This window comes from Leptolyngbya sp. CALU 1928 (assembly GCF_056784215.1).
The window spans coordinates 1,839,662-1,865,220 of the sequence record NZ_JBXBCE010000001.1 but is presented as its reverse complement, the minus strand read 5'-3'; the positions used below and the strand labels follow the sequence as shown (position 1 = coordinate 1,865,220).

At 48.5% G+C, this 25,559-nt stretch carries 23 protein-coding genes; 9 read left to right on the top strand and 14 right to left on the bottom strand.

All coding sequences use genetic code 11. The features are described from left to right. Positions 1–274: 274 nt before the first annotated feature. On the bottom strand, positions 275–427 hold the full coding sequence (locus AC1S5B_RS08675; RefSeq protein ID WP_482035273.1) for a hypothetical protein: 153 nt from the start codon (positions 425–427) through the stop codon (positions 275–277). A 203-nt stretch (positions 428–630) separates the two neighbouring features. On the opposite strand from AC1S5B_RS08675, the gene AC1S5B_RS08670 reads away from it, so the two are divergent. The 3 genes from AC1S5B_RS08670 to AC1S5B_RS08660 all read left to right on the top strand — a co-directional run bounded on the left by AC1S5B_RS08670 (position 631) and on the right by AC1S5B_RS08660 (position 4,083). Beyond that, positions 631–1,014 carry an alr0857 family protein gene (locus AC1S5B_RS08670; RefSeq protein WP_482035272.1) on the top strand — a complete coding sequence of 128 codons (384 nt, stop codon included), beginning with the start codon at positions 631–633 and terminating at the stop codon, positions 1,012–1,014. A 188-nt stretch (positions 1,015–1,202) separates the two neighbouring features. Continuing rightward, positions 1,203–2,984 (top strand): signal peptide peptidase SppA, encoded by a 1,782-nt coding sequence (sppA, locus tag AC1S5B_RS08665; RefSeq protein ID WP_482035271.1) that lies wholly within the window; start codon positions 1,203–1,205, stop codon positions 2,982–2,984. Positions 2,985–3,366: 382 nt separating this feature from the next. Next, positions 3,367–4,083, top strand: coding sequence for a PHP domain-containing protein (locus AC1S5B_RS08660; protein ID WP_482035270.1), 717 nt, complete (start codon positions 3,367–3,369; stop codon positions 4,081–4,083). Between the two features lie 21 nt (positions 4,084–4,104). Here the strand turns inward: AC1S5B_RS08660 and AC1S5B_RS08655 are convergent, their stop codons facing one another. Continuing rightward, a complete protein-coding gene (locus AC1S5B_RS08655) occupies positions 4,105–4,464 on the bottom strand; it encodes a Lin0512 family protein (RefSeq protein ID WP_482036611.1) in 360 nt (119 codons plus the stop codon). Positions 4,465–4,645: 181 nt separating this feature from the next. On the opposite strand from AC1S5B_RS08655, the gene folD reads away from it, so the two are divergent. The 3 genes from folD (at position 4,646) to AC1S5B_RS08640 (ending at position 7,183) form a co-directional block, all read left to right on the top strand. After that, positions 4,646–5,518, top strand: coding sequence for a bifunctional methylenetetrahydrofolate dehydrogenase/methenyltetrahydrofolate cyclohydrolase FolD (gene folD / locus AC1S5B_RS08650; RefSeq protein ID WP_482035269.1), 873 nt, complete (start codon positions 4,646–4,648; stop codon positions 5,516–5,518). A gap of 181 nt (positions 5,519–5,699) precedes the next feature. Beyond that, complete coding sequence (crtE, locus tag AC1S5B_RS08645; protein ID WP_482035268.1) at positions 5,700–6,626, top strand: geranylgeranyl diphosphate synthase CrtE; 927 nt, start codon at positions 5,700–5,702, stop codon at positions 6,624–6,626. Between the two features lie 101 nt (positions 6,627–6,727). Continuing rightward, positions 6,728–7,183, top strand: coding sequence for a divergent PAP2 family protein (locus AC1S5B_RS08640; RefSeq protein ID WP_482035267.1), 456 nt, complete (start codon positions 6,728–6,730; stop codon positions 7,181–7,183). Positions 7,184–7,361: 178 nt separating this feature from the next. Here AC1S5B_RS08640 and AC1S5B_RS08635 read toward each other — a convergent pair whose 3' ends face one another. The 4 genes from AC1S5B_RS08635 to AC1S5B_RS08620 all read right to left on the bottom strand — a co-directional run bounded on the left by AC1S5B_RS08635 (position 7,362) and on the right by AC1S5B_RS08620 (position 9,964). Next, entirely contained in the window at positions 7,362–7,784 is a 423-nt protein-coding gene (locus AC1S5B_RS08635; RefSeq protein ID WP_482035266.1) for an RpnC/YadD family protein, read from the bottom strand. A gap of 51 nt (positions 7,785–7,835) precedes the next feature. Further along, positions 7,836–8,558 (bottom strand): IS1 family transposase, encoded by a 723-nt coding sequence (locus AC1S5B_RS08630; protein WP_482036601.1) that lies wholly within the window; start codon positions 8,556–8,558, stop codon positions 7,836–7,838. A gap of 62 nt (positions 8,559–8,620) precedes the next feature. Then, positions 8,621–8,851: a hypothetical protein gene (locus AC1S5B_RS08625; RefSeq protein WP_482035265.1), complete on the bottom strand. Its 231-nt coding sequence runs from the start codon at positions 8,849–8,851 to the stop codon at positions 8,621–8,623. A gap of 39 nt (positions 8,852–8,890) precedes the next feature. Next, positions 8,891–9,964, bottom strand: coding sequence for a thiamine phosphate synthase (locus AC1S5B_RS08620; RefSeq protein WP_482035264.1), 1,074 nt, complete (start codon positions 9,962–9,964; stop codon positions 8,891–8,893). Between the two features lie 286 nt (positions 9,965–10,250). Between AC1S5B_RS08620 and AC1S5B_RS08615 the strand changes: the two genes are divergently transcribed. After that, entirely contained in the window at positions 10,251–12,269 is a 2,019-nt protein-coding gene (locus tag AC1S5B_RS08615) for a DUF1565 domain-containing protein (protein WP_482035263.1), read from the top strand. 61 nt (positions 12,270–12,330) lie between these two features. On the opposite strand, the gene rpsJ is transcribed toward AC1S5B_RS08615, so the two are convergent. The 8 genes from rpsJ to AC1S5B_RS08575 all read right to left on the bottom strand — a co-directional run bounded on the left by rpsJ (position 12,331) and on the right by AC1S5B_RS08575 (position 20,300). Further along, on the bottom strand, positions 12,331–12,648 hold the full coding sequence (rpsJ, locus tag AC1S5B_RS08610; protein ID WP_482035262.1) for a 30S ribosomal protein S10: 318 nt from the start codon (positions 12,646–12,648) through the stop codon (positions 12,331–12,333). A 171-nt stretch (positions 12,649–12,819) separates the two neighbouring features. Further along, positions 12,820–14,049, bottom strand: coding sequence for an elongation factor Tu (gene tuf / locus AC1S5B_RS08605; RefSeq protein WP_482035261.1), 1,230 nt, complete (start codon positions 14,047–14,049; stop codon positions 12,820–12,822). 22 nt (positions 14,050–14,071) lie between these two features. Then, the gene (gene fusA / locus AC1S5B_RS08600) at positions 14,072–16,192 is read right to left on the bottom strand and encodes an elongation factor G (RefSeq protein ID WP_482035260.1); all 2,121 of its coding nucleotides are present in this window, start codon (positions 16,190–16,192) and stop codon (positions 14,072–14,074) included. An 81-nt stretch (positions 16,193–16,273) separates the two neighbouring features. Next, entirely contained in the window at positions 16,274–16,744 is a 471-nt protein-coding gene (rpsG, locus tag AC1S5B_RS08595; protein ID WP_482035259.1) for a 30S ribosomal protein S7, read from the bottom strand. Between the two features lie 177 nt (positions 16,745–16,921). After that, a complete protein-coding gene (gene rpsL, locus AC1S5B_RS08590) occupies positions 16,922–17,299 on the bottom strand; it encodes a 30S ribosomal protein S12 (protein WP_482035258.1) in 378 nt (125 codons plus the stop codon). Between the two features lie 209 nt (positions 17,300–17,508). Next, a complete protein-coding gene (locus AC1S5B_RS08585) occupies positions 17,509–17,844 on the bottom strand; it encodes a HesB/IscA family protein (protein ID WP_482035257.1) in 336 nt (111 codons plus the stop codon). Between the two features lie 68 nt (positions 17,845–17,912). Then, positions 17,913–18,332 carry a phosphomannose isomerase type II C-terminal cupin domain gene (locus tag AC1S5B_RS08580; protein WP_482035256.1) on the bottom strand — a complete coding sequence of 140 codons (420 nt, stop codon included), beginning with the start codon at positions 18,330–18,332 and terminating at the stop codon, positions 17,913–17,915. A 183-nt stretch (positions 18,333–18,515) separates the two neighbouring features. After that, positions 18,516–20,300 carry a phosphodiester glycosidase family protein gene (locus tag AC1S5B_RS08575; RefSeq protein ID WP_482035255.1) on the bottom strand — a complete coding sequence of 595 codons (1,785 nt, stop codon included), beginning with the start codon at positions 20,298–20,300 and terminating at the stop codon, positions 18,516–18,518. A 91-nt stretch (positions 20,301–20,391) separates the two neighbouring features. Between AC1S5B_RS08575 and AC1S5B_RS08570 the strand changes: the two genes are divergently transcribed. Then, the gene (locus AC1S5B_RS08570) at positions 20,392–20,541 is read left to right on the top strand and encodes a hypothetical protein (RefSeq protein ID WP_482035254.1); all 150 of its coding nucleotides are present in this window, start codon (positions 20,392–20,394) and stop codon (positions 20,539–20,541) included. Positions 20,542–20,809: 268 nt separating this feature from the next. Then, positions 20,810–25,489 (top strand): glutamate synthase large subunit, encoded by a 4,680-nt coding sequence (gltB, locus tag AC1S5B_RS08565; RefSeq protein ID WP_482035253.1) that lies wholly within the window; start codon positions 20,810–20,812, stop codon positions 25,487–25,489. The last annotated feature ends 70 nt before the right edge of the window (positions 25,490–25,559 follow it).

Here is a 25,559-nt window from a genome sequence, read left to right as displayed (position 1 = left end):
AATATAGATACTGAAAAATTTCAATTTTCTAAACTGCACCGTCGCCGTGTCGCTGCTTTAGCCCAGTTTAATGCTGCTTTAAACACCCCCTAAAACTAGGGTGCCCGTTCCTTCTAACCTTAGCCTTCCTCCAGTTGGATGAGCGATTTTTGCATTTTTCAGGAATGCACGGAGATCGCACTGATTCCTCTAAAGGTAGACAAATAGATGCTACATCTTGTAGTATATTAATAACAAAATTGAAACTCCACGTCCTATGTTGACTCTCTCAGCCCTATCTAGCCCATTGTATTGCCAGTCCATCATCGGGAGTCCGGCGATCGCGGGGCTGTGGAATGGTGGCGATGCTAAAAAGCCAGAGAATCACCCCATGGGCACTGATGTCGTCAATCCAAATCCGGGCGATCGCAGTTTTAGACTTATTCAAAATCAGTCGCGTTTAGAAATCTATATCGATAGCGGGAGGAGCAGGCACGAACCTGAACCCACCTAGGCAAGCTGCATCCGACGCTTACGCCCCCGCTGCTGGAAAACCCAGAGGCGGGGGTTGTTTTTTGCCTATTTTTACTTTTTTACCAGTCAAACCCCATTCAACTCTAAGACTCCTTTTTCTTCCCTGGAGAAACCATCATGTTGAAGCTGACTTATACCGAAACTGGACTGCATATGGAGCGCGTCATGGCTCCCCTAGAAGTGTTGATCGCTCAACGAGTGGTGCTAGCAATGCGTCTGGGGCAACATCTGCACATTGAGCCAGGTCGCGCCTCATTCTTGTTGCCTGCGACTGCACCCGGCTTAAAGCAACTAGAGCAGATTCTGCGGGTAGACCAAACCCAAGTGATCATGGTAACCCCTGTGGATCAAGAGTTTGTGGAAGCGACCGTGTATGGAAGCTGGATTGCCGAAACTGTTCAAGCAGAGTCAGGTGTGTTTGTAACCGTCGTTTCAGACATGGCTGAATTCTTATTACTGCGGTTGTGGGCAGCGCAAACTCAGGTTTCATTTCTAGCATGAAGAGAGATGAGGGTTTCGGGTTTCGGGTTTCAGGTTTCAGGAAGTGCTTGGGTATAGAATCCTTTGACCCCTGACCCCTCACCCCTGACCCCTGAAACCTCTCTACCCCCTTGTCGTTCACACCTTTTCACGTCAGCATGGAGAAATATAGCGACTTTGCGCTATCCGCAGAAGAGAAAAGGATTTGAATGCGCGACTTTCTTAAATACACCTTTGCCAGTTTGCTAGCGTTGCTAATTTTCTTGGGCTTGAGCATTGGCGGATTAGTCCTCCTGGTAATTTCCATTTCATCTAAAGATCCTGCACCATCCGTTAAAGATAAGTCTGTGCTGGCGTTCGACTTATCTGTAGACATTACCGACGGGCAGAAAGGCTCTGGCGGCGATCTAGGCAGTGCGTTACTCAGTGGCTCTCCCGATACGATCCCGCTGCGAATGGCGCTAACTGCGATCGATCGCGCCGCCAAAGATAAGCGAATTGTGGCGCTGTATTTATATGGAGACATGGAGAGTTCGACTAGCGCAGGCTATGCGGCACTGAAAGAAGTGCGCGAAGCATTGCAGCGGTTTCGGGCGACGGGCAAACAGATCATTGCCTATGGAGTTGCCTGGAGTGAACCGGAATATTATTTGGCATCTGTGGCAGATACGATCGCCATCAATCCCTATGGCTCCTTTGAACTCAATGGTCTGGCTTCCAACACGGCGTTTTATGCGGGTGCCTTAAAGAAGTTTGGCGTGGGTGTACAGGTGACGCGCGTGGGCAAGTATAAAGCTGCTGTGGAGCCATTGCTGTCAGACAAACGCAGCCCTGAAAGCCGCCAGCAAACCCAAGCACTGCTAGGGGATGTGTGGGGTGAGTTATTAACTGCTGTGGGCAAGGATCGAAAGCTGACCCCCACTCAGTTGCAGACTATTACGGATAACCAACCCATCTTGGAAGCGGAAGAGGCTGCTAAGCAAAAGTTAGTCACAAAACTGGCGTATGAAGATGAAATGATTAGTCAGCTTCAGCAGCTTGGGGAAAAAGATGATGACTCATTTCGCCAGATCAGCTTGAAGAGTTATGCCAAAGTTGCCCAAGCCTTAGAGCGACAATCAAAAAATCAAATTGCGGTGGTGTATGCCGAGGGCGCAATTGTCGATGGTGAGGGCGATGCTGATCAGGTGGGTGGCGATCGCTTTGCCCAACAGCTACGAGAAATTCAGCAGGACGATGACATCAAAGCGGTGGTCATTCGGGTGAATAGTCCCGGTGGCAGTGTGGTTGGCTCCGAGGTGATTCAGCGAGAAGTAATTCAAACACGCAAGAAAAAGCCTGTGGTTGTTTCCATGGGAGGGGTGGCAGCCTCTGGCGGCTACTGGATTTCTACCTTTAGCGATCGCATTTTTGCCCAACCCAACACCATTACTGGCTCCATTGGCGTGTTTGGCTTACGTCCTAACGTACAAAAAATTGCTAACGACAACGGCGTGACCTGGGATGTGGTGAAAACTGGGCGCTACGCCGATATTTCTAGCATCACCCGTCCTCGCACAGCGCCAGAACTCGCCGTTTTTCAGAAATCCGTTGATCGCATTTATGACCGCTTTGTCAGCAAGGTGGCAGAGTCGCGCAAATTGCCCAAAGCAAAAGTGGCAGAAGTTGCCCAAGGTCGCGTGTGGTCGGGTAAGCAAGCATTGGCGATCGGGTTGGTGGATAAAATGGGTGGGCTGCAAGATGCGATTCAAGATGCCGCTCAACGAGCAAAGCTGGGAGACGATTGGAAGCTCACTGAGTTTCCAGAACCTCGCGGACTCAGGGAAACACTGCTGAAAAATCTATCTAGCGCCAGTTTGCCAAAAAACAAGTCGAAAAATTCAGTTTTTAACCAGCTAGGCACACTCCAGGAAGACTTCACAGTGTTAAGAGAGTTGAACGATCCTTCAGAAATTTATGCTCGAATGCCGTTTAATTTCCACTTAGACTGAATAACTTTTAGCGACTGCTTGCCTAATCCAGATTTCTTTCATGTTATTCACTCAGATAATTAGAGGAGCAGGTCAGTTTGGAAGACTCCAGAACTGCCTAACCTGCGGGCAGCAAGCTATATCCCCCAGCCCCTCCTCTCAGATTGTAGGATGAGGGTGCAAAGGTGATATGCACCCAATGATTAGTCTCCTTTATGAAGCAGCTTTAAAAGTTTGATGAGCAGATGATAAAGACTGGAAACTATTGAACTGACAAGGATTGACAAGCACTCAGCAACACAGTAAAGCAGGCAACAGTAAGTAACAGAAGGTTAAGATAGAGTTGGAGGTGTTAAAGTCTTGCCAAAGATAAGACATCCCACATACCCCTTCTGAGGCAACTATGGCTGTCGTAAATTTGGTTGAGGATTCTGTTTCCTCGAAGCCCACTGCCCAGGATGCCCTGGCGCTAAGGGGCGTATTTGAAACTATTCATGCTGAAAGCTGCCCAACATCGTTTAACTTTCATATGCACACAGTCTGCTCGGATGGACAATTGCAGCCAGAGAGATTGATGGAACAGGCGATCGCAATCGGGCTACAAGGATTTGCCATTACCGATCATCACACGCTGGATGGATACAAACGGGCACAAGTCTGGCTAGCTAGCTACATCCAAGCCAATCCTGATCGGGGCAGCACTGTGCCCCACCTATGGACGGGGATTGAAGTTACTTCTAGATTGCTGGAAACAGAAGTACACATCTTGGGCTATGCCTTCGATTTAAATCATTCAGTAATGGAGCCTTATTTGCAGAAACACGCGCCTCAAGGGGCGATCGCCTCTGCGGCTCAGGTGATTGCTAGCATTCAAACAGCCGGTGGGTTAGCAGTATTGGCGCATCCCTGTCGCTATCGGCGATCGCCCGACGACCTAATCGCTGCGGCTGCCACTTTGGGGATTAACGGCGTAGAAGCCTATTATGCTTATGACAATCCGTCTCCTTGGCGCACCAGTCCTCGCCAAACTGAGCAAGTACAGCGCTTAAGCTCCACCTATGGGTTGCTGAACACCTGTGGCAGCGATACTCACGGACTTAGCCTACTTCAGCGCCTCTAAGCACTGCGGTTTAGATGTTTTTCAGATATCTACCCAAACGGTCACTGAGGCAACGGCGATTAACATTTCATCGTTTTTGTCTTCAAACTCAGCGATCGCCCGCCCTTGCACCACCATGCCCCCCAGATCCACGGTCAACGATTTTTGACCAAAGGGCAACACTGCCAACACCTCTTCCTGCCTCACCTGATCGGGATAGGGCACCCCGACCTGAACTTCCACAATCATTTCATTCGGATGGCTTAGCCCTGCTACTTCCCACACTCCCGGCAACGCATTATGGGCGATCGCATCTCGCACCGCACGCGCTGCTGCAACCGTTGGCTCTTGCCCATGCTGATCCACTCCCATACCCATTTCAATAATCAATCGTTTACGCACCAATTGTTTTCTCCTACTCCGTGAATCAACATCGCCCAGCATACTTCGTCATTGCAGAACCCGTTGAATCTGAGACGTTGAGTCTGAGACGTTGAATCTGAGACACTGATCAACAGCTTACTGTGTTAATACAGTCTAGTGTCACAGTTTGCTTTCCTACTCACCTCGCTGTTTATCCTGCATGTCTTCTGCGATCGCCCAACTTTTGGATGGCAAAGCGCTCTCCCAACGCATCCAAACCAGCCTTATTCATCAAATTCAACAATTAGAACCCCAAAAAGGTCGCCCGCCTGGATTAGCGGTACTCATGGTGGGTGATAATCCCGCTAGTGCCGCCTATGTCCGCAATAAAGAACGCGCCTGCGCCACTGTAGGTATCGCCTCCTTTGGCAAACATTTTCCTGCTGAAACCACTCAGACAGAGTTAGAACAAACCATTCAAGCACTTAACCAGGACGATCTCGTCGATGGCATTTTGGTGCAGTTACCTCTGCCGCCTCATCTCGATGCCGTTGCCCTACTCAACCAAATTCACCCCGATAAAGATGCAGATGGACTGCACCCCGTGAATCTGGGGCGACTGCTGCGAGGAGAGCCAGGATTGCGAAGTTGCACCCCTGCCGGAGTCATGTGGATGCTGCAAGACTATGGTATTGATCTTAAAGGCAAACACGCGGTGGTGGTGGGGCGCAGCATTTTGGTGGGCAAGCCCCAATTTTTGATGCTATTGGAAGCCAACGCCACAGTCACTATTGCCCACTCGCAAACGCCTGATCTAGCAGCCATTACTCGCACTGCTGATATTTTGATTCCGGCGGTCGGTCGCCCTGGGTTAATTACGGCGGATATGGTCAAACCTGGAGCAGCGGTGATTGATGTGGGCATGAACCGCGTCACTGACCTCGATGGTAAATCTCGCCTAGTGGGAGATGTGGACTTTAATGGGGTACAGGCGATCGCTGCCTATCTCACCCCGGTTCCCGGCGGCGTTGGACCCATGACCGTTGCCATGCTGCTCAAAAACACTGTAGAAAGCTATGAGAAACGACTCTAATCTCTATTGCTTGAATGTTCCGTGAGTGCAGAAAGCTCCGTAGAATGATTAGAAATGGCTTGGTTCGGGGAACTCCATCAGTTAATGCTCATTTCTTTGCAAATATTGATTCCATAGATTCCCCATCGTGCCCATGCACACGTATTCTTGTGTAATTAAGAGAAACTGGGAGGGATATGAAATGATAATAACGGACGATGTACGAGCATCCCAGCGGAGATCTCACTTCGATCTATCCACTTATCTTGCAGAGCGACAAGCCCAAGTTGAGATAGCGTTAGATCGTTCACTTCCAGTGATCTACCCTGAAAAGATTTATGAAGCCATGCGATATTCCCTCATGGCGGGGGGAAAACGTCTGCGTCCAATTCTGTGCCTTGCGACCTGTGAATTAAGCGGCGGCACAATAGACACCGCGATGCCCACTGCCTGTGCGCTGGAGATGATTCACACAATGTCGCTGATTCACGATGATTTGCCTGCCATGGATAATGACGATTATCGGCGTGGCAAACTCACAAACCACAAGGTTTTTGGCGAAGATGTGGCGATTTTGGCAGGAGACGGTTTATTAGCCTATGCTTTTGAGCATGTCGCGATGGAAACAAAGGATGTCGCCGCTGGAAATCTGCTGAAAGTGGTTGCCATGCTAGGTCGGGCAGTCGGCGCGGCGGGATTAGTTGGGGGGCAAGTGGTAGATTTAGACTGTGAAGGCAAATCAGACGTTTCCCTAGAAACCTTGAATTTTATCCACAACCATAAAACTTCAGCCCTGCTTGAAGCATCCGTGCTTTCGGGTGCAGTTTTGGCAGGTGCGCCTGAAGACGATTTACAGCGCCTTTCTCGCTATGCAAAAAACATTGGGTTAGCCTTCCAAATTGTGGATGACATTTTGGATATCACGGCAACTCAAGAAGAGCTTGGTAAGACGGCGGGTAAGGATTTAAAGGCGAAGAAGGCAACCTATCCAAGCATCTGGGGGCTGGAAGAATCTCGCTGTCAAGCGAAAAAGCTAGTGGAAGGAGCAAAAGCAGAACTCGCAGTTTTTGAAGAAAAAGCTGCGCCTTTGATTGCATTGGCAGAATTCATTGTTGCTCGTACCCATTAGGCATTTACTGTTTAAGATTATTGTCTTTTTGAAGTTTATTTTGTCCTGTCGAACTCTAATTGACTGAACACTCGAACGCCCTTTTCAACCCACGGAAACTCATGCAGGATTTTAGCGACATTCTTCACAACCAGGTACTAGTGGTTGCGATCGCGGCGTGCTTGATAGCCCAGGTGCTTAAAATCCCCGTTGAATTGGGCACCCATGGCAAGCTAAATTTACGTGCTTTTGTGGAAACCGGAGGAATGCCTAGTGCCCACTCTGCCTTTGTCACCGCTTTAGCCACTGGCGTAGGGCAAACCCTGGGCTGGGCAAGCCCTGAATTTGCGATCGCCGTTGTCTTTGCAGTCATTGTCATGTATGACGCTGCTGGAGTAAGGCAAGCGGCGGGTAAACAGGCGCGGGTACTTAACCAAATTATTGATGAATTCTTTCAAGGCGAACATCAATTCACAGAGACCCGATTGAAAGAGCTATTAGGTCATACCCCCTTTCAGGTGATTGTCGGGTCTATCCTTGGAGTTGCCATTTCCTGGATAGCAGAAATTGCTTATTAGCTTCTACTGTTTTTTTGGGGTAGGTGGGTAAGCATTCTATTGAGAATCGAGCGCTTGCCCTGCTGTTTGCGCTAATAATTGTACTTGCGCGATTGCTAAGCCTGTCACACGAGCGACTACAGCAATTTCTATCCCCTCCCTCAGCAAATTCAGCGCAACCTGTTGAAGTGCCTCTTGGCTACCTTCTGCCTGCTTTGATGACTTGATAGGTAACTGATTCTTGCATAACATCCCTCCGCAATATTTGCTGAATCGCTTCCGCCTCTAATCTTAGCCCAGCCAGAATGAACGTAGACGCTGCCACATTGCTTTGGGTGCGAGGGGCAGGGATTTGACTAATCGCCTGAGCCACCTGTTGGAGAGTCCCGACGCGGTCGTTAGTCTCACTCAACACGGCAAAGGGCAACAATCCTGGAGCTGGGAGAAAGTCAGGGGTCGGTTGTTCCCATAATCGGATCACCTCAAAATTATGACAAGTATTTTCGAGTATGAAGGTAGTCTGTTGCACGAGATCGGAGGTTGTAGGTTGCAAGTAGACCACAACTTGACGCATCTGCTTGTGAGGAAAGCGCCGATAGACTCGCAGCCGATAGTCAATCATGCGAAAGGGGTAGTCTTTTTTGGTAAAGGATGAGGGAAAAGGGGTGCCTTCTCAACAGTTTGATAGTTGCAGGCGAATCCGTTCGTTGTAGTGATGGATGAAGTTCCAAATCGCAGCGATATGATTATCCAATTTCTTAGAAAATGACAGTGTCTTTCGCACTAATCGAGACACCCGTTGCCTTAAGGTGTTGTTGAATCGTTCGATGTAGCTCGTCAACCCTGTTTCTTTTCCAACGGCACAATGCCGTTGGCTCGGTAGGACTGCCCGATAAGCATCCCAGTAATCGGTGTAAATCACGGCGCATTGCCGATACACCCCTGGCATCGATTGCCATAAGGCTAAAGCCGAGTCTTTGGAACGATCACCGATGTGGCAACCCACAATCTCACGTGTCTCGACATCCAGTGCTAGCCACACCCACTGCTTGTTGCCTTTGTCATCCACAAACGACCACAATTCATCCATTTGCACCTTTAGTGCTCCCTTGGTCTTGGGGGTGACCTGCACCTGACGCGGCACCTCCTTGGAGCATTGGTTGACATAGCCTTGTAGCCAAGACTCTGACAACTTCAGCACACGGGCGATACCCGCCAGGGGGATCTTCTCTAACAGCAGATGGTCAATCATCGCAGTGCTGTCTTTTTTCCGAGGTTTCCACTGGGGATTTTCCACAAATTGACGACCACAATCACGGCATTTGTAGTTTTGTTTGCCCCGTCGAGTGGTGCCATTTTTCATGATGTCTTCAGACAAACAGTTGGGACAACGCAGAAAGGGAGGAAGGCTTGACATAGGCGTTGAAGATAACAGTCATTCCCTATTTTATCTATCCTTTACGAAAAGGCACTACCGCAAAAGGGAATGTCACGATTGGGTTGGGTTTGAAATTCTAAGTGCAGAATCACGTCCTCGGATTGCAGAAGAATCAATGCATTGGCTCTAATCGGCTCCAAAGAAAGTTCTGAGGGGCTAAGTTCGGTGAGAACAATGGTTTCTCCCAGTAACCATAGGGCAAAGTCGGTGGGGAAAGTTTCTGCCAGGAATTTGCAGATATTGTCGAACATGGAGAAATTTTACTAGGCGGCTTAGGCAGGGGGTGCTTTTTAGAGGGGGTCGTTACTGGCATTGCTTCTTCTATTGTTAGAAAGCTGGTTGAGTAAATATTGCGTTGCTTCGGTTGGTTGATCAGCTTGCATGATGGCGCGGACAACGGCAACGCGATCGCTTCCAGCCGCCAATACTTCACTAAGGTTACTCATATCAATCCCCCCGATCGCAAACCAGGGAATAGTGGCATGGTCTACGGCATAGCGCACATAGTCTAGCCCTACGGCGGCTCTACCTGCTTTGGTGGGTGTTTCATAGACTGGACCGACACCAATATAGTCGGCTCCTTCTTGAATTGCCTGTTGCATCTCGCCAGGGCTTTTGGTGGAACGTCCAATTAGCCGTTGAGCGCCAAGCAACTGACGGGCGATCGCAAAGGGGATATCCTGCTGTCCTAAATGCACGCCATCGGCATTGATAGCCACTGCTACATCAACTCGATCATTGACGATGAACAGCGCTCCGTAGTGATGACACAATCGGCACAGCTTGTCAGCCGTTTCTAACCGAATGTGATCATCCGCTTCTTTATCGCGGTGTTGCACTAAAGTTAACCCACCTTGTAACGCTGCTTCTACTTGCTCATATAGCTTGTCTGACGGAGAGGTAACTAAGTAAAGGCGCGATCGCTGTAGTTTTTGGTGCAGTTTAGAACTCGTCAGCTTACTTTCCAAAGTGTAAACTCGATACCGCATTTGTTTGCACGCAGTTGCCATCGCAGGTTGATACACTTTACCGTATTCTTCTAATGCCCTTAGCGCCTCTTCAACTCGGCAGATATTCGCCTGTAGCACTTGTTGAACATCCGCACGGGTTTCTTCTCCAAGATGGGTCAGGGCAGTTCCCGGATCGCCTGGAGTATCCCGTGCCGCCCGAAGTTCCGCTGTGTGCCAAGTGGCGAGTTCTTGGCGGAGAGCTTTGCAGTCTTGGGACAACTCAGCATTCTCTAATCCAAAACGGCACCACTCTTCAACAACTCGCAAGCCTTCTCGTGCGCGATCAAGATTGGCATCTAAAATGCGTAACACTGCAATCTCAACAAATCGATTCTGAATATGTAGGTCGCCCATCAATTTTCCTCTCGGATCGGTGATTACTTCACTATTAATTAGTTTGATCCATTTACTTCATCTATCCAGTGTTTGGAGCCTGATCTTTTTGTGAATTTGACGAATTTCTATGCAGCAAAATTGAGTAGATGGAGTACATTGAACTCGACCTAATCGGTTGCTTAATGCGGCTTCAATCCGTTTAAGTGGATCGCTAAATCAATTAGAATCTGAGTCTTAGGAGAATACTTTGAGATTAAGCACTGTACCAATTTTTTCTCTAAGCTGTTTTTCCCAAGTGCGAATAGTGAACTTTACAGTCCTGCTTTTAAGCATTAGTTTAGGCGCGATCGCGCTGCCAGGAAGCGCGAATGATATCAACTCTTTGAAGGGAAATAATACAAATATCCAAGTATCAACTAAACACTCGATTCTGCTTGCTCAGTCTGGGGTAGATCAGTCCACAACCAGCATATTGTACGTTAACCCTAGCGAGGGTAGTGATAGCGAAAATGGCAGCGATCGCACTCCATTCAAAACGATTGCTCGTGCATTAAAAGTTGCCCAGTCAGGCACAACAGTCTTCCTCGCCCCAGGAACCTACAGCACTGCAACGGGAGAGACTTTTCCACTTGAGCTTAAGGCAGGAGTGACGCTTCAAGGTGATCCGGCAACGAGAGGACAAGACATTCTAATCCAGGGCGGTGGCGCTTCTACTCGTAAAACCTTGGCGCAATCCCTCACGATAGAAATCACCGCTCCGGCGACGTTAAACGGGGTAACAGTGACCAATCCAGATTCACAGGGCTATGGTGTGGGGGTTGACTCCAGCAATTCGTTGATCGCCAATAGCACCTTTATCGAGAATGGTTATGGACTCGTGATTGTCGGCAACAGCAGTGTCCGCATCAAAAATAACTATTTTTCTCAGAACCGTACAGCAGGGATTGGGGTAGCAGGAATTGCCCAGCCAACTATTCAAGATAATATTTTTGAACAAAATGGTTCGGCAGTGACAGGGGGCGATCGCGCTGCCCCCCTGATTGCGAATAATCGCATGACACAAAACCAGAACGGCATGGTTTTTCAAGGCTCTGCCCAGCCGATGGTTCGGAACAATTCTGTGGAAGGAAATCGGCAATATGGGTTGATTGCCAAAGATACAGCACGTCCTGATTTGGGAACTACCACAAGCCTAGGAGGGAATTTCTTTCGGAATAATGGATTATCCGATGTCGATGTTTCAGCGACTGATCAGGCGATTTCCGCAGTCGGCAACGAGTGGCTAAATGCAGTTGGCACGTTAAATACAACCAAAACAGCACTGCTCATGTCGGCAACTTCTACCTCTGCTGCCGCATTCCCAGTCCCTTCGACACTCTCATCTAACCCAGCCGCAGAGCCGCATCGACCGATGAGGATTGTGCAAATTGCTATGCTTTCTGCACCATATAATCAGACTCCACCTTTACAATCTACTCGTTCTAGCCAAGTGACTACACCAGTGCAGCCTGTCCTTCGACCTTTGAGTGTTGCCCCGGTGAGTGATAATTTTTCGCCATTACTATCGCCGCCAACCGCAAAACCATTGGCGATTAATATACCCAGTCAACCCTCGGCTAAAGTGCAGAACTTACCCGCGATCGCACCTTCATCAGTTGCATCTCAAACAATCACAGCGCCTTCCTTAGAAACCTTTCCCCTACCCCCTTCATTTTCTACTCAATCTATCCGTCCTAATACCTTCGTAAAACCATCTACACGGAAGCTAGTTCAAAGCTATCCGTTGTTGCTCCCATCTTCAACCGCAGCGATGCCAATCGCGATCGCCGTGCCACCTCCCGAAACTCCAATTGCAGCGATGCCAATCGCGATCGCCGTGCCACCCCCCGAAACTGTAACGTTACGTCCTGATATGGGAATAAAATCAAATCGTTTAATGATTGAACCCCCAAAAGCCGCTAAAAAGACTTCTACAATTCTGCTTCCAGTGCCAAGCCCCAACATTCCACTGGGCAGAGTTGGTGGAATGCCTAGTGTCTATAGTATGCGCGGAGCAGTTGAACCATCTCTTGGACAAAATACAACATTCTTTATTAACGCCCCAAAGATTAGTAATGTTCGTTTTCGGGTGGTTGTAAATGCTAGGCAAGCAACAGAACAGGCACAAGTATTATCACTCGTGCCTGATGCGTTTTTAATTCCTTCTACTAACAGTGTGTTGATGCAAGTTGGTGCTTTTAGCGATCGCACAAAAGCAGAACAGCTAACAAGAATTCTTGCCGATCAAGGCATTTCATCGACCATAGAATCTGTTAACCCTTAGAAATCAGGTTAGTTAAAACGCTAAGGTATTGCTATCTTTGAAGAAAAACTTGTCTGACACCTTACAGCTTAACTTCAATATCTACTCCGGCTGGCAAATCTAGCTTCATCAGCGCATCGATCGTTTTAGAAGAAGGCTGGTGAATATCAATAATGCGATGGTGTGTGCGTGTTTCAAAATGCTCGCGAGAATCTTTGTCTACGTGGGGCGATCGCAACACACAATAAATCCTACGCCGCGTAGGGAGAGGAATTGGACCAATTGCTGTAGCATTGGTTCGATTTGCTGTATCCACAATTTTTTCACAGGATGTGTCTAAAAGCCGACGGTCAAATGCTTTAAGACGAATACGAATCTTTTGCTGCTGAATAGTTGCCATCGAAGTCCACCAATTTTAATTTTCTAGGTACTGAATCAAAACTCGCAAGCCGCAAAATGGGCTTGAGCTTTATTTAATCAAAAAAGAGCCAGTTGAAAAACGATAGGAAATAATGAAAGCTATTGGCGATACTCAACTAGCTTGCCAATAGCTTTCATCAAATAAAGATCGCTATTTTAGGATCTTCGCAACGACACCAGCCCCAACAGTACGACCGCCTTCACGAATAGCAAAGCGCATATTTTGCTCAATTGCGATCGGGTTGATTAAGTCCACTGTCATTTTGATGCGATCGCCGGGCATCACCATTTCTGCCTCGGTTCCTTCATCAGTTGTAAAGGCGCTGATTGTACCTGTTACATCAGTTGTACGAACATAAAACTGAGGCTTATATCCAGGGAAGAAAGGAGTATGACGACCACCCTCTTCTTTCTTCAAGATATAGACTTCAGACTCAAACTGAGTGTGAGGTTTGATGGACTTTGGCTTAGCAATCACCATACCCCGCTCAATGTCCTTCTTTTCCACGCCTCGAAGGAGAATTCCAGCGTTATCTCCCGCCATGCCCTCCTCAAGGCTCTTCTTAAACATCTCAATACCCGTCACAACAAATTCACGAGTATCTCTAATACCGACTAGCTCAACCTTATCGTTAACTTTGACCGAACCGCGCTCAATTCGACCAGTTGCAACCGTTCCGCGACCTGTAATTGAGAAAACATCCTCAACTGCCATCAAGAAAGGCTTGTCAATATCACGCTCAGGAGTAGGAATGTATGCATCCACCGACTCCATCAACTCATAGATCTTATCAACCCACTCGTCTTCTCCCCGTTTGGTTGTAGGGGCTGCGGTCATCTTTTCCAAAGCTCGCAGTGCCGAGCCTGCCGTAATTGGAATCTCGTCGCCAGGAAACTCGTAAGAATCTAGCAATTCACGAACTTCAAGCTCAACAAGTTCCAAAAGTTCATCATCGTCCACCATGTCCTTCTTGTTCAGAAAAACTACTAGACGAGGAACACCCACTTGACGAGCTAGCAGGATATGTTCACGAGTTTGGGGCATGGGGCCATCAGCGGCAGAAACCACTAGAATGCCGCCATCCATCTGGGCTGCTCCTGTGATCATATTTTTCACATAGTCAGCGTGCCCTGGACAATCAACGTGAGCGTAGTGACGATTTTCAGTCTCATACTCAACGTGGGCTGTGTTGATGGTGATGCCGCGCGCTTTTTCTTCAGGAGCCGCATCAATTTCGTCATACTTCCTTGCTTGCGCCTGCCCTAAAGCAGACAAGGTCATTGTGATTGCCGCCGTTAGTGTCGTCTTGCCATGGTCAACGTGACCAATCGTACCGATATTTACGTGGGGTTTATTCCGTTCAAACTTTGCGCGTGCCATTTATTATGCGTCCTTTTCCTGATTATGCGTTCCCTTTGCTTTTCGCAATGATTGCTTCAGCTTCATTGCGGGGCACTTCCTCATAGTTGCTAAATTCCATTGAGAAAATTCCTCGCCCCTGAGTTTTTGTTCGGATATCTGTAGCATATCCAAACATGTTAGCCAATGGAACTTTTGCAGTTACTTTTGCAATTCCTTGCACATTATCCTGACCTTCAATTTGCCCTCGACGTGAGTTCAAATCTCCGATAACGTTCCCAACAAAATCGTCAGGAACTTCTACCTCAACTTTCATCATGGGTTCCAGGATAACAGGTGTCGCCTTCATTACGGCTTCCTTAATTGCCATGGAGCCGGCAATTTTGAAAGCCATTTCTGAAGAGTCAACATCATGATAAGACCCATCGACTAAAGTAGCTTTGAGATCGATGACTGGGTAACCTGCCAAAATGCCAGATTCACAAGCTTCTCGCATACCCTGTTCAGCCGGAGAAACATATTCTTTTGGAACAGTTCCCCCAACTATCTTAGAGACAAACTCGAAGCCAGTTCCTTCTTCCCCAGGTTCTAGCTGAATGACTACATGTCCATACTGACCTTTGCCTCCACTTTGACGGATGAATTTTCCCTCAGCGCGAACCGCTTTACGAATCGTTTCTCGATAGGCAACTTGAGGCGCACCTACATTTGCCTCTACCTTAAACTCTCGCTTCATCCGGTCTACTAGAATGTCAAGATGTAGTTCACCCATTCCCGCAATCACAGTTTGATTCGTCTCTCGATCAATTCTGACGCGAAAGGTGGGATCTTCCTCCGAAAGAGACTGAAGCGCTTTGGATAGCTTCTCCATGTCTTGCTTTGTTTTCGGCTCAACTGCAACTGAGATCACAGGCTCCGGAATGAATAGAGACTCAAGAATAACGGGCGAGTTCTCGTCGCAAAGAGTATCGCCTGTAAAGGTATCTTTAAGCCCAAGAGCAGCACCCAAATCGCCGGCTCGAAGCTCATCCACCTCAATGCGATCGTCTGCTTTCAAAACGATCAGGCGAGAAATTCTTTCTTTCTTATCCTTCGCTGCATTTAGTACATAGCTACCTTTCTGTAAAACACCTGAATAAACACGAACAAATGTAAGACGACCGTAAGGGTCTGCCATGATTTTGAAGGCTAATGCTGCTAATGGCTGGTCATCATCCGCAGTCCGTGTAACTGTTTCGCCCTTCAAAGTAAGTCCTTGAACGGGTGGAACATCGATAGGGGAGGGTAAGTAATCTACAACTGCATCTAATAGAAGCTGAACACCTTTGTTTTTAAAGGCGGAACCACAAATTACAGGAATGATGGCACCACTGAGCGTACTTTTGCGAAGAGCTAACTTGATTTCTTCTTCGGTTAAGTCCTGCCCATCTAAATACTTTTCAGTCAAAGTATCGTCTGTCTCAGCAACGGATTCCACTAATTTGAGACGGTATGCTTGGGCGGTTTCCACAATATCCGATGGAATCTCAGCGTTTTCAATGTCGGTTCCCAAATCATTGTTGAAGAGGTACGCTCTCATCCGAACTAAGTCAACGATTCCCCGCAGCTTGTCCTCGCTCCCAATGGGAATTTGAATAGGTACAGCGTTGGCACGTAGGCGATCGCGAACCTGCTCCTGCACCTTGAAGAAGTTTGCCCCCGTCCGATCCATCTTATTGATGAAAACAATTCGGGGAACATTGTAGCGATCAGCTTGCCTCCACACAGTCTCGGTTTGGGGTTGAACCCCTCCCACTGAACAAAGTACAGTGATTACTCCATCAAGCACCCGCATGGAACGCTCAACTTCAATTGTGAAGTCCACATGACCCGGTGTGTCGATGATATTAATCTTATACTCAGGCTCACCCGGCATAGATTGAGTGGGATTTTGGGGATTACGCCGAGTCCAAGCAGAAGTAATTGCAGCAGCCGTAATCGTGATACCCCGCTCACGCTCTTGATCCATCCAATCGGTGACAGCCGTTCCCTCGTGAACTTCACCCATTCGATGAACCACACCGGAATAGAATAGAATCCGCTCTGTTGTGGTTGTCTTGCCGGCATCAATGTGTGCAGCAATACCGATATTTCTAACTTGCTCAAGCGGTACATTACGGGGCACAGCTACCTCCTTGGTCTCTGTAGCATCAGTGCAAACACTGATGCTCTCAGATGATTTTCTACTTTTGGGGATGAAGCTCAACTAATATCGGTAGTGAGCGAAAGCTTTGTTCGCTTCTGCCATCCGGTGAGTCTCTTCACGCTTACGAATTGCACTTCCAGTCTGATTCGCTGCATCCATCAACTCATTTGCTAATTTACTTGCCATCGTTTTTCCAGCCCGCTGACGAGCAAATTGAATCAACCAGCGAAGGGCAAGTGCAGTCCCTCGATCTGAGCGAACCTCAATTGGCACTTGATAAGTTGCTCCGCCTACACGACGAGCTTTAACTTCTACCAAAGGCGTAGCATTTTTAACTGCTTGCTCAAAAACTCCCATCGGATCAGAGCCTGTACGCTGCTCAATAGCTTTGAAAGCATCGTAAATGATGCGTGAAGCTAGAGATTTCTTACCACTTTCCATAATGCGTCTTGACATCATCGTGACAAGCCGGGAGTTATAAACTGAGTCGGGTGGAACAGGGCGTTTCTGAATAACCGTACGACGGGACATAAAGCAAATAACCTTCAGTTAACAAAGAAATAAACCAGAGAAACTTTCAAACAATCAGGAATGAACCAGCAGACTGAATCCAAAACTCAAAATCCTAAAAGCACTTCTTGATGAAAAAGGAAGTACTTAATAGTTGAGGATATTAAAAATTAGTTGATGAAGTTAAACATCACTAAATCACTTAGCTTTGGGGCGTTTCGCTCCGTATTTGGAGCGCGATTGCTTGCGGTCTTTGACGCCAGCAGTGTCTAAGGTGCCGCGGATGATGTGATACCGGACACCTGGCAAGTCCTTAACACGTCCGCCCCGAATCATAACGACAGAGTGTTCTTGCAGGTTATGCCCAATGCCTGGAATGTAAGCTGTTACCTCAAAACCAGAAGTCAAGCGAACACGAGCAACTTTGCGTAGCGCCGAGTTGGGCTTTTTGGGTGTCGTAGTATAGACTCTAGTGCAAACTCCACGGCGCTGAGGGCAGCTTTTTAGTGCCGGAGATTTCGTTTTCTTAATTAATTTTTGACGTTCACTACGAATGAGTTGCTGAATTGTAGGCATGTCTAGAATTAGTACGGCAGTCTTACAGTTTTGCTGTTCCGATTTCTTAGATTGTGTCGGTCTTTTTACTTCAGCACTAATCTGACAAAGCACTAAGACAGGAAATCTGAGAAGTCGGCAGAAATTCTAGTCTACCATATTTATTTGGATCAACGTACCGCTGATTTGACAATCCGACCGTTTATTTTTAAGGCAACCAATAGTATTAGCTATTTATTAGTTTGAACAGAAAAAGAGTTGCCGCAGCTACAAGATTGAGTAGCGTTAGGATTATGGAAGCGGAAGCCGCCGCCCATCAGGTCTTCTGAGTAGTCAAGAGTTAATCCGTCTAGGCAGGGTAAGGCTTCAGAACTCACCAATACTGAAATGCTAGCGTTCTGATAAATGTGATCTCCAGGTTGAGTATCAATATCAAAAGTGAGCGAGTAGGAAAAATCGAGACAACTGCCGGATGATACTGAGATCCGAAGCTTTGAGTCAGCATTATGCGTTTTTGCTTTGAGCCGCAACATTTCGCTAGTTGCAGAAGCACTGAGTTGAATCATGACGCTGGGTGAGTTGCGATCGCCGAATAAACCTGACGATTAGGTTATCACATTACTATTCAACCAGATTACTTTGAAGCGGTACGAGCGTAATCATCTTGAAAGCGAATAATGTCATCTTCTCCAAGATATTCACCGTTTTGGACTTCTATAAGAACGAGCGGGATCACTCCAGGATTTTCTAAGCGATGAGCTGTACATTGCGGTACATAAGTTGATTGATTGCTGTGTAGGATGATTTCTTGATCCCCACAAACGACCCTAGCCGTACCCGAAACTACGATCCAATGCTCGCTCCGATGATGATGCATTTGAAGGCTGAGGCGATGACCAGACTTTACTTCAATTCGCTTAATTTTGTATCCTCGTCCTTCTTCAAGAATGGTGAACGATCCCCAAGGGCGTGATTCACCAGATGCAACAGATAGAGGGGTGGCGCTAGACAAGGTCAGGGCTGAAATCTCTTGAATTTCTTGGGTGGAAGGCACGAGCAATTCTCCTTAAGCTTAACCATTATGGGGCGTGTGGGAAGAACATCTCCCGTGCGTTACCATAACAAACTTTTCTGATGGCTTGACACCTTGCCCCCCTTAGATTGATTAAATCTATATATTTAACTGCCTTCTAAGAAGGTGGCTTTATGTTGGGGCAGGTTGACGTAGAGAAGGAATTTAGCGGAGAAAAACTCCGATGCCATTGTGGACACGGGCGGCTGAATTAGGGGGGCGATCAATGACTTGTCCGCCTAGGTAAAGCGTGGTGGAGCTACCCCCATCTAAATTGAGTGCGTTAGTTGCACCAAGCTGTTGAAGAACTTGTGCCATTTCAGTTAGGGTAAGAGCATTACCGCTAAGTTTTTCATAGGCAGTAACTAGAAGGATTTGACCGGTGTTTGTTTGAGCGATCGCGCTGCGGGGTGCGGCTTCCGTCGCAAAAGCATTGCTAAACCCTTCTATTTTTGGATCAACCACAATTTGCGAGTTTTGAATTAACAAAGGTCCCGCGCCCAGCACATAAGAATAGCGGTTGATCTCTGGGGGATCGGTACTGCTTAGCAGTTGTAGTTGTGTTTCTGGCGAAAAGACAGAGGCGATGGATTGATTCGATCGCAGCACCAATAAATAACCATTGCTGGGAATCGGCACTCCAGCACTACCTGCTTTTGCTAAGGGCTGTTGGCTGACAACCCGATTATTTTGTACTGAAACGATGATTTCATTGTCTGATAAAGGTGTGTAAGTGGCTCCCCAATCAGGCGTGTATCGAGCTATGCCTGCTTGAATGTAGCCACTGTTGAGATGAGTAATCGGCAGCCGTTGTCCTGTGGCAGTAATCAGGGTTTCTTGGAGGGTAAGGCGTTTGAAAGCAAAATTGCCTAATCCATCCCAGGCGATCGCGCCTCGATTCAAAATCGGACCCGACAGCCACCGTCCATCTAAACGAATGGCACCGAGAGGTAACTGCCGAATCCGGTTAAAGAATCCACCGTTAATCGCAGCGGTTGCCTGGGCTTGCTGAGCGGTTTGGGCAAGGGGCGCAATTCCCATCATGGAGGAAGGGTTGGGCACAATTGGCTTCAGGCTCAGACCGGGCTGACGGGGATCGAGTTCTAGCCAAGTGACGGGCACTCGATTGCTGCCAATCGCCACAGTCTGCTGCCGCCAGCGCAACCCAGGTGCCCACAGAACATTGCGTTCAATCAGACTGTCAGGACGCACATCGACGATGATGCGATCGGGCTTGGTGAGGCTCCAGATGCGGGGTTGGATACCGTTCGCAATCTTCAAGCGAACGCGGGTTTGATTGCCGAATGGTTCAACACTAATCGACTGAACATATTTGCCAGAGACAGCCTTTATTTGTCGCAGAATATCGGGCGTAACCTGGGCGTTGAGCGTCAGAATCACGTCCTGATTGGCAACAGCAGTTTTCCAGGGGGTTGAACGGTCTAATTCAATCACGATGCGATCGCCCCAAGCGGGTCTACCTTGACGAATTGCCAGCATGGTGGCAACCGGAGCGTTAATTTCCAGGGCAGAACCCGCCACTTGCATCTGCCAGCCATTTTGACTAGCCAGATCTGTGACATCTAAATAGCGCGAAGACGAGATCAGGCGAGTGGATAGAACACTGGGCGGCAAATTGGGTTGAGTGAACCACTGAATCGGTTGCTGAGTGGCGGTATTAGTCGTCAGAAGTTGGATGCCGACGGTGGGAAGGAGGGCGCGATCATTAATCCCAATCCGCAGCCCAGCAGCATCTTGCCACTGACTCCAAGGCGCAAAGACAATCTGTCCGTTGAGCAAAATTTGCGTCCCTTGCCGAGCGATCGGAAGTGCCTGAGCAGAAACTGACATTCCCAAGAGCACGAACGTTCCCGCGATACTAAATCCAAACCGTCTTTTTAGTCCTGTTGAGCATCGTTTGGCACTCATTTTTTGTTCCTCACTACCCATAGCTGATTAAAATTCAGAATAAAAAAAGATGTTCCTCTCATAATTGATAAAGCACCCTTTAACTTAAAAGGGATATCACTTTACTTCAGGAATGAAACTTGTAGAGGAAATCCTTTGTAGCAGCCTTCAAACTCTGTCAGGGTCGGCAGAATTTATTATTCTTGCAGCCGAAAATCCTGCTTACTTCGACAACGTCTCTAAAAAAATGCTGATTGAGGTGGGTTTGTTTGACCTGATCTAGATGCGTTTGGTTCCTGCTGTACTCTTCTTCACCGTCTTTTCCCTGTAATGTTTATAAATCTCAAAGTGTTTTTAAGTAATGATCTCTTTGTATAGTGATATTTTACGGATTTTGTTTTTCTGGTTTTCTGACAAAGCATCTACATTTCCAGCCCTGAGATAGGTCGTAATGATGCCGAGGGGAAGCCCTTAAGAATCCCACAACCGAAATCTATAATAATCAACTCCGCAAGAAACACCCTACCAACCGAGCGAAATACGTCATTGTCATGGCTAATGAAACTGTAAAGCGGGATAGCAATCAATTGAATAGTGGATATGAAGGGCAACGCTGGCTAGTGGAAGAGCGCGATGCTTGTGGAGTCGGGTTTATTGCCGACCAACAAGGGCGAGCTAGCCATGAGTTGGTTGAAAAAGCATTGATTGCTGCAACCTGTTTGGAGCATCGAGGCGGATGCAGCGCTGACCAAGATTCTGGAGATGGCGCGGGTGTGATGACCTCCATTCCCTGGGATCTTTTCAATGCCTGGTTTACAGCGGAGGGGATTGAAATTACTGCACGGGAACACATTGGGGTAGGCATGGTGTTTTTGCCCCAAGATACATCTGTGGCGGCGATCGCCCGCAAAGCCCTTGAGCAAGTGTCCATTGAAGAAGGGGTTGCTGTTTTAGGATGGCGTGTGGTGCCCGTGTATCCAGAGTGTTTGGGCATTCAAGCGCGGGAAAATCAGCCGCAGATCGAGCAATTTTTTGTGCAATCTACCCTCCAAGGGGATGAATTAGAGCGGCAACTGTACCTGATTCGCAAGCGAGTTTTGCAAGCAGCAGAAAAGGCAGTCGGAAAAGCAGTTGAGGACTTTTACCTCTGTTCATTTTCTAACCGCACGATTGTTTACAAGGGGATGGTGCGATCTGCGGTACTAGGCGAGTTTTACGCCGACCTAAAACACCCAGACTACAAAAGTGCAGTTGCACTCTATCACCGCCGTTTTAGTACCAATACTTTGCCAAAGTGGCCTCTAGCGCAACCCATGCGGTTGTTGGGGCACAACGGTGAAATTAATACCTTGCTGGGAAATATCAACTGGATGAGCGCGAAGCAGCCAGATTTGATGCATGAATGCTGGCAAGTGAGTGAAGATGCCAGTGGAAATGTGCCCAAAAATCGCTTGCCCGACCTGATGCCAACCGTGCGGATGGAAAATAGCGACTCCGCCAACTTGGATAATGTGTGTGAACTGCTGGTGCGATCGGGTCGCAGTCCGCAAGCAGCACTGATGATTATGGTGCCGGAAGCTTATGACAATCAGCCGGATCTAGCCGATCATCCAGAAATTGTTGATTTTTATGAGTACTACAGCGGCGTTCAAGAACCGTGGGATGGTCCAGCGCTCTTGGCTTTTTGTGATGGCAAAGTGGTCGGCGCATCGCTCGATCGCAATGGACTGCGTCCGGCGAGGTATGTGATCACCCGCGATGGCTACATTGTGGTTGCCTCAGAAGCAGGCGTAGTAGATATTCCGGAAGCCGAAATTTTGGAAAAAGGACGGCTCGGTCCAGGACAGATGATTGCGGTGGATCTGCAAACTCACGAAATCCTGAAGAATTGGGAGATTAAGCAGCGAGTTGCTCAATCCCATCCCTACGGTGAATGGCTGAAGCAGAATCGCCAAGAGTTGGCAGTTCTGCCGTTTGAGAACGAAACGCCGAAGTTAGAACCGCAAGAGTTTCTGCGCTATCAAACTGCCTTTGGCTTTACCGCAGAAGACGTGGAATTGACGATTCAGGAGATGGCGGCTCAAGGCAAAGAACCCACTTTTTGTATGGGGGATGACATTCCCTTAGCGGTGCTATCTGCCAGACCCCATGTGCTGTATGACTACTTCAAGCAGCGGTTTGCTCAGGTGACCAATCCGGCGATCGATCCCTACCGCGAACGTCTGGTCATGTCTCTAAAGACGCAGCTAGGGGAACGGATTAACCTGCTGGAAGCCAAGCCAGAATCTGCGCGGTTAATCAAACTGGATAGCCCCGTGCTGAACGATGCTGAACTGGATCACATCCGGGAATCTGGGTTTGAGACGGCAACGCTTTCGACGCTGTTCAAAATTGCTTTAGGTCCTGATGGCTTGCTGCAAGCGGTGTTAGACCTTTGTCAGCAGGCAACCGCAGCGGTAAAAGCAGGCAAAAAGATTCTGATTTTGAGCGATCGCGCCGCTCAAAACGGCACTCCTGCCACCATCAGCGCCGACTTTAGCTACATTCCCCCCTTGCTGGCAATCGGTGCGGTTCACCATCACCTAATTCGCCAAGGCTTACGGATGAAAGCCTCCCTCATCGTGGATACCGCCCAATGCTGGAGTACTCATCATTTTGCCTGCCTGATTGGGTTTGGGGCTAGTGCAGTGTGTCCTTATCTGGCGTTGGAAACCGTGCGGCAGTGGTGGCATGATCCCAAAACTCAGGGCTTTATGGAGCGGGGCAAACTGAAGCAGATTAGCTTGGTGGCAGCCGAAACTAACTTCCGCAGGGCGATCGAAGATGGCTTGCTGAAAATCATGTCAAAAATGGGGATTTCGCTGCTATCGAGCTATCATGGCGCGCAGATTTTTGAGGCGATCGGCATTGGCGGCGATTTGCTCAATCTCGGTTTTTTGGGTACTGCGTCTCGATTGGGTGGGTTAAACATTGCTGAACTGGCACACGAAGTATTGGCAATTCATCAGCGGGCTTTTCCAGAGCTAACCATCAAAAAGCTAGAAAACCTCGGTTTTGTCAACTCGCGTCCGGGAGGCGAGTTTCACATCAACAGCCCAGAGATGACCAAGCATCTGCATAAGGCGGTCAGACAAAATCAGTACGACCACTATCAGCTTTACCAAGAATACATGGTGGGTCGTCCACTCACCGCACTGCGGGATTTGCTGGATCTAAAAAGCGATCGCCCCTCCATTCCTTTGGAAGAGGTTGAATCAGCAGGCGATATCGTCAAGCGATTCTGCACGGGCGGTATGTCTTTGGGGGCACTGTCCCGTGAGGCGCATGAAACTCTGGCGATCGCCATGAACCGGATTGGTGGCAAATCCAACTCTGGCGAAGGCGGCGAAGATCCAATTCGGTTTCAAACCTTAAATGATGTAGATGAAGCAGGGCAGTCTGCGACATTGCCTCATTTGAAAGGATTACGAAATGGCGATCGCGTCAGTTCTGCCATTAAGCAAATCGCGTCGGGTCGCTTTGGCGTGACTCCAGAATATTTGATCAGCGCCCAGCAGTTAGAAATCAAGGTTGCCCAAGGTGCCAAGCCAGGAGAAGGCGGTCAACTTCCGGGCAATAAAGTCAGTCCCTATATTGCGATGCTGCGCCGCTCTAAACCTGGCGTGACGCTGATTTCGCCACCGCCTCATCATGATATTTACTCGATCGAAGATTTGTCCCAACTGATTTTTGATTTGCACCAGATCAGCCCAACCGCAAAAGTATCGGTGAAGCTGGTCGCCGAAGTAGGCATTGGCACGATCGCGGCGGGTGTGGCAAAGGCAAACGCAGATGTGATTCAAATTTCTGGACACGAAGGTGGCACCGGAGCCTCGCCATTGAGTTCGATCAAACATGCGGGCAGCCCTTGGGAGTTGGGTTTAACGGAAGTACATCGGGTACTAATGCAGAACAAACTGCGCGATCGCGTCTTGCTGCGAGTAGATGGCGGCATCCGCACCGGGTGGGATGTCATCATGGCGGCGTTGATGGGCGGCGAAGAGTTTGGCTTTGGCACGATCGCCATGATTGCGGAAGGCTGCATCATGGCACGAATTTGCCACACGAATAACTGTCCTGTGGGCGTGACCAGCCAAAAAGAAGAACTCCGCAAGCGGTTTACAGGCATTCCTGAGCATGTAGTCAACTTCTTCTTTTTTGTGGCGGAAGAAGTGCGATCGCTGCTGGCTCGTTTGGGCTATCAATCCCTCACAGACATCATCGGACGGGCGGATTTGCTGAAAATGCGGGAAGAGGTCACCCTGACCAAAACCCACAGCCTCAATTTAGACTGCCTGACTAAACTCCCAGATACGCGCACCGATCGCGCTTGGTTAATCCACGAAGCAGTTCACAGCAATGGCTTTGTATTAGATGACGAGATTTTGGCAGATGCTGACATTCAGGCAGCGATCGCGAATCAAACCAGCATCACAAAAACCTGGAAAGTGGTCAACACCGATCGCACGGTGGGTGCCAGAATTGCAGGCGCGATCGCCAAACAATATGGCAACAGCGGCTTCAGCGGACAAATCACGCTCAACTTTAACGGGGCAGCGGGTCAAAGCTTTGGAGCCTTTAACCTACCCGGCATGACCCTTTCCCTGGAAGGAGAAGCCAACGATTACGTAGGTAAAGGAATGCATGGTGGCGAAATCGTCATTTTCCCTCCCGCTTCCGCGACCTACGATCCCTCCGAAAACGTGATCCTTGGCAACACCTGCCTCTATGGGGCAACGGGCGGCACCCTATACGCATTGGGATTAGCGGGTGAACGGTTTGCCGTCCGCAACTCCCAAGCCAAAGCTGTAATTGAAGGCGCTGGCGATCACTGCTGCGAATATATGACGGGCGGCGTGATCGTAGTGCTGGGCAAAACCGGACGCAACGTCGGCGCTGGCATGACAGGCGGACTCGCTTACTTCCTGGATGAAGATGATAGTTTCTCTGCCAAAGTTAACCCAGAAATCATCAAGCCCCAACGAATTACCTCCCCCGTGGGGGAACAGCAACTCAAAGAGTTGATTCAGGCTCATGCTGAGCATACAGGCAGTCCCAAAGCCAAAAAAATCTTGGACAACTGGTCAGAATACCTGCCAAAGTTCTGGCAGGCGGTTCCCCCATCCGAAAAAGATTCTCCAGAAGTAAACCCAGAAACCACGACGGATAAGCTACTTAGCCCAGTGTCGTAAATCGTCGGTTAGTTGCCAAAGTCTAAGCGATGTTTCCCAACGCAGCAATCTTAGTAGGTTGCTGCTTTTT

Excerpts from the sequence above, each read along its gene's own strand:
- AC1S5B_RS08670 (WP_482035272.1), top strand. The coding sequence starts at position 631 with ATGTTGAAGCTGACTTATACCGAAACTGGACTGCATATGGAGCGCGTC.
- sppA (WP_482035271.1), top strand. The coding sequence starts at position 1,203 with ATGCGCGACTTTCTTAAATACACCTTTGCCAGTTTGCTAGCGTTGCTA.
- AC1S5B_RS08660 (WP_482035270.1), top strand. The coding sequence starts at position 3,367 with ATGGCTGTCGTAAATTTGGTTGAGGATTCTGTTTCCTCGAAGCCCACT.
- folD (WP_482035269.1), top strand. The coding sequence starts at position 4,646 with ATGTCTTCTGCGATCGCCCAACTTTTGGATGGCAAAGCGCTCTCCCAA.
- crtE (WP_482035268.1), top strand. The coding sequence starts at position 5,700 with ATGATAATAACGGACGATGTACGAGCATCCCAGCGGAGATCTCACTTC.
- AC1S5B_RS08640 (WP_482035267.1), top strand. The coding sequence starts at position 6,728 with ATGCAGGATTTTAGCGACATTCTTCACAACCAGGTACTAGTGGTTGCG.
- AC1S5B_RS08635 (WP_482035266.1), bottom strand. The coding sequence starts at position 7,784 with ATGATTGACTATCGGCTGCGAGTCTATCGGCGCTTTCCTCACAAGCAG.
- AC1S5B_RS08625 (WP_482035265.1), bottom strand. The coding sequence starts at position 8,851 with ATGTTCGACAATATCTGCAAATTCCTGGCAGAAACTTTCCCCACCGAC.
- AC1S5B_RS08620 (WP_482035264.1), bottom strand. The coding sequence starts at position 9,964 with ATGGGCGACCTACATATTCAGAATCGATTTGTTGAGATTGCAGTGTTA.
- rpsJ (WP_482035262.1), bottom strand. The coding sequence starts at position 12,648 with ATGGCAACTATTCAGCAGCAAAAGATTCGTATTCGTCTTAAAGCATTT.
- tuf (WP_482035261.1), bottom strand. The coding sequence starts at position 14,049 with ATGGCACGCGCAAAGTTTGAACGGAATAAACCCCACGTAAATATCGGT.
- rpsG (WP_482035259.1), bottom strand. The coding sequence starts at position 16,744 with ATGTCCCGTCGTACGGTTATTCAGAAACGCCCTGTTCCACCCGACTCA.
- rpsL (WP_482035258.1), bottom strand. The coding sequence starts at position 17,299 with ATGCCTACAATTCAGCAACTCATTCGTAGTGAACGTCAAAAATTAATT.
- AC1S5B_RS08585 (WP_482035257.1), bottom strand. The coding sequence starts at position 17,844 with ATGATTCAACTCAGTGCTTCTGCAACTAGCGAAATGTTGCGGCTCAAA.
- AC1S5B_RS08575 (WP_482035255.1), bottom strand. The coding sequence starts at position 20,300 with ATGGGTAGTGAGGAACAAAAAATGAGTGCCAAACGATGCTCAACAGGA.
- AC1S5B_RS08570 (WP_482035254.1), top strand. The coding sequence starts at position 20,392 with ATGAAACTTGTAGAGGAAATCCTTTGTAGCAGCCTTCAAACTCTGTCA.
- gltB (WP_482035253.1), top strand. The coding sequence starts at position 20,810 with ATGGCTAATGAAACTGTAAAGCGGGATAGCAATCAATTGAATAGTGGA.